This window comes from Bittarella sp. HCP28S3_D9, from assembly GCF_052065655.1.
Classification (GTDB): domain Bacteria; phylum Bacillota; class Clostridia; order Oscillospirales; family Ruminococcaceae; genus Bittarella; species Bittarella massiliensis.
On record NZ_JBQHTP010000042.1, the window covers coordinates 1 to 4,966 of the forward strand.

The following is a 4,966-nucleotide window of genomic DNA, read 5'->3' on the forward strand; positions in this document are numbered from 1 at the left end:
TCGGCGGCTTCGTATGTGGATTTGGGGATGGTTACCCGGCTGCGTTCTGGTTGACCACCCCGGGTGCGGGGCAACCACAGCTCGGCGCGGTACGCGGGCATGAGGTCGCCGTCCGGGGCGATGGGGCCATCTACTGGCTCCCATGGGGTCACTTGGCGGGACATGAGCGCCGTGAGCCGATCGGACGGTCCGCCTACGATGTCGGCGTAGATTTCGCGGGCTTCCTGCCCGTCTGTGTACCAATGCCAGTACTCCGGCGACTGCCACTGGAGGTTCCCGTCCTGGTCGACACCAAGCGCCGTCGTGGCTCGATACTCGGTGTAGATAGTCACTCGATTTCCTCCCAGTCGCTCACCCAGCGGCGGACTCGGGTGCCGGGCGGGAAGGCGACTTTCTCAATGCCCTCGAAATAGACTCGACTACGCCCGTCGGCGGTGTATTCCTCCGGGTCGGCCACCACGGGCGTGCCGTCCGGGGTCCAAGCACGGGGCAGATCGAAACGGGGGGTTACTGCTGTTGCGGGCACGCCTTCTAGCAATTCGCCGTCTACGGGGTCAAGCAGCACCACCAGTGTCTGCTTGTATTGCTCGGAGTAATAGGCACTAACCACGATCCAGGCTTCTATGGATAAGTCGCACCACATACCCCGGCATTGTTCGAGCTCTTCGGATGTCATGTCCGCAAGCGTGCGGGGTTGTTTGTCGGTCATTGGTTGTTCTCCTTGTCTGTCCACTTTTCGGCGAGTGTGGGGATAATGTCTTCGTGGTCTTGCATGTGGAGGTCGCATAGGGTAAGCGCGGCTTCGATGTAGGGTCGGCGGCGGGTGATTTCGTCGCCTTCGGCTTCTGGCCAGCCTTGGTCCTTTGCGATGAGGTCGCGTAGTTGGTCGGGGGTGCCGTTCCAGCAGCCGAGGGTTATTCGCCAGCCTTCGGGGGTGGGGGTGAGGTGGAGGGTGCCGCTGGGTAGGTGGTTGATTTCTAGTCCGCCCCATCTAGCGTAGTGCAGGTTAGCGCCGTACAGGTCAGCGCCGTACAGGTTAGCGCCGCTCAGGTCAGCGCCGTACAGGTCAGCGCCGCGCAGGTCAGCGCCGTACAGGTCAGCGTAGTACAGGCTAGCGCCGCGCAGGTTAGCGCCGCGCAGGCTAGCGTAGTGCAGGTCAGCGCCGTACAGGTCAGCGCCGCGCAGGTCAGCGCCGCGCAGGTCAGCGTAGTGCAGGTCAGCGCCGCGCAGGTCCGGGAGCTTATTGTCCTCTCGTGCGCTTTTCACAATGTCAAGCACTTCTTCACGATTCATTTCTGGTTCCTCTCCTGGTGGTGAGCAGTAGCAAGTAGGGCGAGGGCGATGGTCTTTACCGAGCTGGGAGTGATGTCTATTTGTTCTATTTCCCGTGGGCCGTAGAAGGTCCCGCCGTATTCGGTGCTCGTGACGATGACCTCTTCGACCTTGCGCTGTGGTCGGTACGGCGGGAGTGTGATGGTGATGGTGCGGGCGATTTCGTCGGCGTGGTGAATGGCTTGGGCGTGGGTGCGGAAGTTGGTGGCGGTGCCGTCTGGTTCGTGGACGGTCCAGCGGCCGAAGCCTCCTCGGCGGATTGTGGGTCTCATGAGAAATCTTTCAGGGTTATCCAGGATGTGAGAGCCATCCCAGCGGAAAACATGGTTAGTAAGTTGAGGTCATCGTGGAGGTCGGCACCGCTGCATACTGTCTCGGCGATGATCGCCAAGGCAATGGTGAACACGAGGTGCACCGCGAACCTGGAGCGGTACCGCACGCGGAGTTTGCGAGGGTCGAGGTACGTCACTTTCCACACCTGGCCTTCACGGCGCGGGCGATGACGTTCGCGAGCATCGCGGTGGCGAGCTCGGCGGATGCTGTGTGAGTCTTGGTCCCGGGCTGTGCCTTCACGGCGATAATCGCCGCCGTAGTAGCGATGGTGATGTAGGTGGCCATTCGGTGTCGGTTGATGCTCATTGCTTGTCTTCCTGTTCTGGTTGGTGATTCATGATTCGGATGTACGTGCGCTCCTGGATGGACTTCACCCGCCCGGTAAGGTATGTACGGACCCGGCTCCCGTCCCACCCGAGATGCCGCGCCGCTTCGGCCATGCTGCCGTAGTGTGCGACGAGTTCTCGGAGCTTCGCGAGCAGCTGGTCATCCACCGGGATGCGGGTCTTGTCGATGTTTCCCGGGTTGTCGTCGCCCAGGGGCGGGCGGTCGCGGTGCTCGTTGGGGTCGTCGATGTTGTCCCACTCCATCGGGAGCGCCCAGCCCTGTCTCGCGACGCGGTAGTGCGGTTTCTTCACCGGGAGGGACGATAGACGGCTGTAGGTGTCGCGCAGGCTGATCGCCGTGCGTCGCTGGACCGTGGGCCACCTCTCATGCTGGATGTGGAGGATCGTGGGGAGCGATAGGCCGCTGTCGGTGGCGATGTCGCTGACCGTCCACCCGGCGGCGCGGAGGGCGCGGATACGCCGGGGGAGCTGCCACGTGCTGATCTTCTGAATGGACCGGCTCGGCGGGGTTCCCAGGACCGCGTTGTGTGTGCGCTGCTGGATCGCCGTGGTGTTCTCGTTGAGGATGCGGTCCACGGTCTCGGTGGATAGACCGGATGCGGTCGCGACTCCCGTCCGGGTCGAGCCGGTCTGTAGTAGCCAGTTGATATGGTTGCAGGCCATGACGGGCGAGACTTTGTGGTGAACCGCGCCGTGGAGGTAGGCGTGCTTCTTGCAGTACCCGACTTCGCGTAGGGCGTGGTTCGGGCACTTGGGTGATGCGCAAATGTCGGCATGGGGCGGCTGTTCGGGAGTGGCCTTCTTGGCTTCCATAATCACTGCTCCTTCCATTTGGACACTGTTGTTTCGAGATCATCCGCGTACGACAGGTGGTGTGCTGCGGCGAGCTGGTGAATACCCTCAACCGCGGCAGTTTTCGCCGGTTCCTCCTTGAACGTCAGTTCCGCGAACTCGTCCAGTGTGAGGTGCTTCCCGAGCGCGTCTACCACCAGACCGCGGCCCGTCGGCATCAGGTACACCGTGCCCAGGGGCGTGTTGGAAAGCACCGAGCCGCACCACGACAGTCCGGACAGGTTCGAGTCCGTGAGGTTCGTCATCGTGAAGTTCGCATACGTCGCGCTGGAGTTGCGGAAGTTGCACTTGATAAATCCTGCCTTTTTGAGGTTCGCGAGGGTCATGGTCGCGCCGTACAGCTCGCAGTCGAAGAACATGGTGTTCTCCAGATTCGTGTTGATGAACACGGTGGTTTGGAGGGTGCAGCCCTCAAACTGACTTCCGGTGAAGTCCGCGCGGAGCGCGTCGAGCCCCCGGAAGTAGCAGTCCTTGAAATCGTTCTCGCGCATCTCCGCGTCGGTGGCTCCGAGGAACTCGAATCGGCATTCGGTGAAGGCGGTGCGGGTGAACCCGCCGTCGGCTAGGTCGTTTCCGTAGAAGGTGCAGTCGACAAACTCGCCGCCGGTGATGGTGATGTCTCCGAGGTTCACGTCGGTGATGGTGTAGCCCTGGAGGGTGAAGGTCCCATCGGTGAGCCGTGCTTTCTTGATTGCTTGGTTGAATTGAACAAGCCCGTCGATGACTTGTTTCATGGTGGTGCCTTTCTGTGGGTGGCCCGCCCCGGATGGGGCTTTGGGTTAGTGGATGATGATTTCTTCGCCGGTTGCGGTGTCGAAGAACGCATCGTCGATTTCTGGGTCGAGCTTCAACTCGGCCATGCGGTCGTTGATGGTCCAATCGGTGCCGTCGGCGTTGGTGATGTCGAGGATGGTTCCGAGTACGGTGTAGGTATTCACCCCGTTCTTCTCAACGATGGTTCCGCGTTCTGGGTTGTTTGGGTCGGTGCTCCACTTGATTTGTGCTTTGGTGCCGTGGAGTCGGCGGGCGATGGTCCAGGGGGTGTGTCCTCGGTAGGTTCCGGTCTTGGTAACCATGGTGATCATTGTGGGCTGTCCTTTCTGTGGTGGTGGTTAAGGTGTTTCCTTAACCTGTAACTATAGTATATACCATCTAGTCATGTCGTACAAGTTATTTTGCAACTTTTTTTAAAAAACTTTGACATTTTTTCGCGACCATCAAACACGCAGGTCACGCACACAATTATGCAAACACCTCCCGACCGAACAGCAGCATTTGCAGCACATCATCCGCCTGCGCCGAGTCCGAACACATCCCATACAGACCCTCGTAGTCCCGGTCAGTCAACCGCTGGTTAAACTCGTCCACGAACCGCCCCTCACCCGGCAGACTAATCTCGTTGAGCCGCTCAAATAGCCGCTCGAAAGTCACCACGACAGTCCGGTCCACAAGCTCGAACCGCACCGTGTTCTCGTCCTCCATTGTCACCAGCTCCCACCACGACCAGTAGACCCCGGTGGAAATCAGCGACTCCAGCAGTAGGCGGGCATACACGTCACCCAGCATGTCGATGGTCCCGACCGCCATTCCATCGGCGATATGCTCGGCGTGCCACCGAACCAGCTCGTCCTCGTCGCGCTTATCGCTCGTCATCGTCGCGAGGGTCGTTATATAGGGCAGTTTCGGCAGTTTCATTGTGATCAGTCCTTCCTAGAACTTGTTGGTCTTCCTGTATTGCATCTTCTCGATCGTGGACAAGCGGCTCCACATCCATTCGCGGGCGGGGCGCTGCGTCTTGTCCGTCTCCGGGTGCGCGAGCATGATGTGTCGGAGCTCGACGGCGCACTGCGGCCACCGCTCGAATGGCGCGTGGCACAACTCGCTCAACACATCCACCATGCGGCTCCGCAGCACGCCAGGGTCATCTGGCGGGTTCATCAGGACGGTGCGGAGCTCGTCGCGGGCGCGGGACTCCGCGGGGTGCGGGCTAGTCATCCTCGCCCCCATTCCGCTCGTCCTCTGCCCGGTGGTGCGCGATAGCCGCGACCAGGATCGCCAGCAGCTCCGGGCCAGCGACGTGGAACTCGTCCTCCGCTTCCTTG

10 protein-coding genes are annotated in these 4,966 nt (G+C 60.9%); all 10 read right to left on the reverse strand.

Features of this window, described 5'->3' with window-relative positions; all coding sequences use genetic code 11:
- Nucleotides 1-332, reverse strand: a 332-nt coding sequence (locus ACTNAU_RS13205) for a hypothetical protein (RefSeq protein ID WP_441098677.1), incomplete at its 3' end; no start/stop codon positions are given.
- Nucleotides 329-709: a hypothetical protein gene (locus ACTNAU_RS13210; RefSeq protein ID WP_441031745.1), complete on the reverse strand. Its 381-nt coding sequence runs from the start codon at nt 707-709 to the stop codon at nt 329-331. The genes ACTNAU_RS13210 and ACTNAU_RS13205, both read right to left, overlap by 4 nt.
- Nucleotides 706-1,293 (reverse strand): pentapeptide repeat-containing protein, encoded by a 588-nt coding sequence (locus ACTNAU_RS13215; RefSeq protein ID WP_441031743.1) that lies wholly within the window; start codon nt 1,291-1,293, stop codon nt 706-708. Before ACTNAU_RS13215 ends, ACTNAU_RS13210 begins: the two co-directional genes overlap by 4 nt.
- Nucleotides 1,290-1,604, reverse strand: a complete 315-nt coding sequence (locus tag ACTNAU_RS13220; RefSeq protein ID WP_441031741.1) for a hypothetical protein — start codon at nt 1,602-1,604, stop codon at nt 1,290-1,292. The genes ACTNAU_RS13215 and ACTNAU_RS13220 overlap by 4 nt, the downstream gene beginning before the upstream one ends.
- A gap of 193 nt (nt 1,605-1,797) precedes the next feature.
- Entirely contained in the window at nt 1,798-1,971 is a 174-nt protein-coding gene (locus ACTNAU_RS13225; RefSeq protein ID WP_441032671.1) for a hypothetical protein, read from the reverse strand.
- Nucleotides 1,968-2,825 (reverse strand): helix-turn-helix domain-containing protein, encoded by an 858-nt coding sequence (locus ACTNAU_RS13230; RefSeq protein WP_441098678.1) that lies wholly within the window; start codon nt 2,823-2,825, stop codon nt 1,968-1,970. The genes ACTNAU_RS13225 and ACTNAU_RS13230 overlap by 4 nt, the downstream gene beginning before the upstream one ends.
- A gap of 2 nt (nt 2,826-2,827) precedes the next feature.
- Complete coding sequence (locus ACTNAU_RS13235) at nt 2,828-3,598, reverse strand: pentapeptide repeat-containing protein (RefSeq protein WP_441031736.1); 771 nt, start codon at nt 3,596-3,598, stop codon at nt 2,828-2,830.
- A 45-nt stretch (nt 3,599-3,643) separates the two neighbouring features.
- Nucleotides 3,644-3,949, reverse strand: a complete 306-nt coding sequence (locus ACTNAU_RS13240) for a hypothetical protein (protein ID WP_343100140.1) — start codon at nt 3,947-3,949, stop codon at nt 3,644-3,646.
- Between the two features lie 157 nt (nt 3,950-4,106).
- Nucleotides 4,107-4,559 (reverse strand): hypothetical protein, encoded by a 453-nt coding sequence (locus tag ACTNAU_RS13245; protein WP_441032675.1) that lies wholly within the window; start codon nt 4,557-4,559, stop codon nt 4,107-4,109.
- A gap of 15 nt (nt 4,560-4,574) precedes the next feature.
- Nucleotides 4,575-4,859: a hypothetical protein gene (locus ACTNAU_RS13250; RefSeq protein ID WP_435546638.1), complete on the reverse strand. Its 285-nt coding sequence runs from the start codon at nt 4,857-4,859 to the stop codon at nt 4,575-4,577.
- Nucleotides 4,860-4,966 lie beyond the last annotated feature (107 nt).

What these genes read in the sequence shown, in the direction of transcription:
- ACTNAU_RS13210 (WP_441031745.1), bottom strand. Translation starts at nt 709, where the DNA reads ATGACCGACAAACAACCCCGCACGCTTGCGGACATGACATCCGAAGAG.
- ACTNAU_RS13215 (WP_441031743.1), bottom strand. Translation starts at nt 1,293, where the DNA reads ATGAATCGTGAAGAAGTGCTTGACATTGTGAAAAGCGCACGAGAGGAC.
- ACTNAU_RS13220 (WP_441031741.1), bottom strand. Translation starts at nt 1,604, where the DNA reads ATGAGACCCACAATCCGCCGAGGAGGCTTCGGCCGCTGGACCGTCCAC.
- ACTNAU_RS13225 (WP_441032671.1), bottom strand. Translation starts at nt 1,971, where the DNA reads ATGAGCATCAACCGACACCGAATGGCCACCTACATCACCATCGCTACT.
- ACTNAU_RS13230 (WP_441098678.1), bottom strand. Translation starts at nt 2,825, where the DNA reads ATGGAAGCCAAGAAGGCCACTCCCGAACAGCCGCCCCATGCCGACATT.
- ACTNAU_RS13235 (WP_441031736.1), bottom strand. Translation starts at nt 3,598, where the DNA reads ATGAAACAAGTCATCGACGGGCTTGTTCAATTCAACCAAGCAATCAAG.
- ACTNAU_RS13240 (WP_343100140.1), bottom strand. Translation starts at nt 3,949, where the DNA reads ATGATCACCATGGTTACCAAGACCGGAACCTACCGAGGACACACCCCC.
- ACTNAU_RS13245 (WP_441032675.1), bottom strand. Translation starts at nt 4,559, where the DNA reads ATGAAACTGCCGAAACTGCCCTATATAACGACCCTCGCGACGATGACG.
- ACTNAU_RS13250 (WP_435546638.1), bottom strand. Translation starts at nt 4,859, where the DNA reads ATGACTAGCCCGCACCCCGCGGAGTCCCGCGCCCGCGACGAGCTCCGC.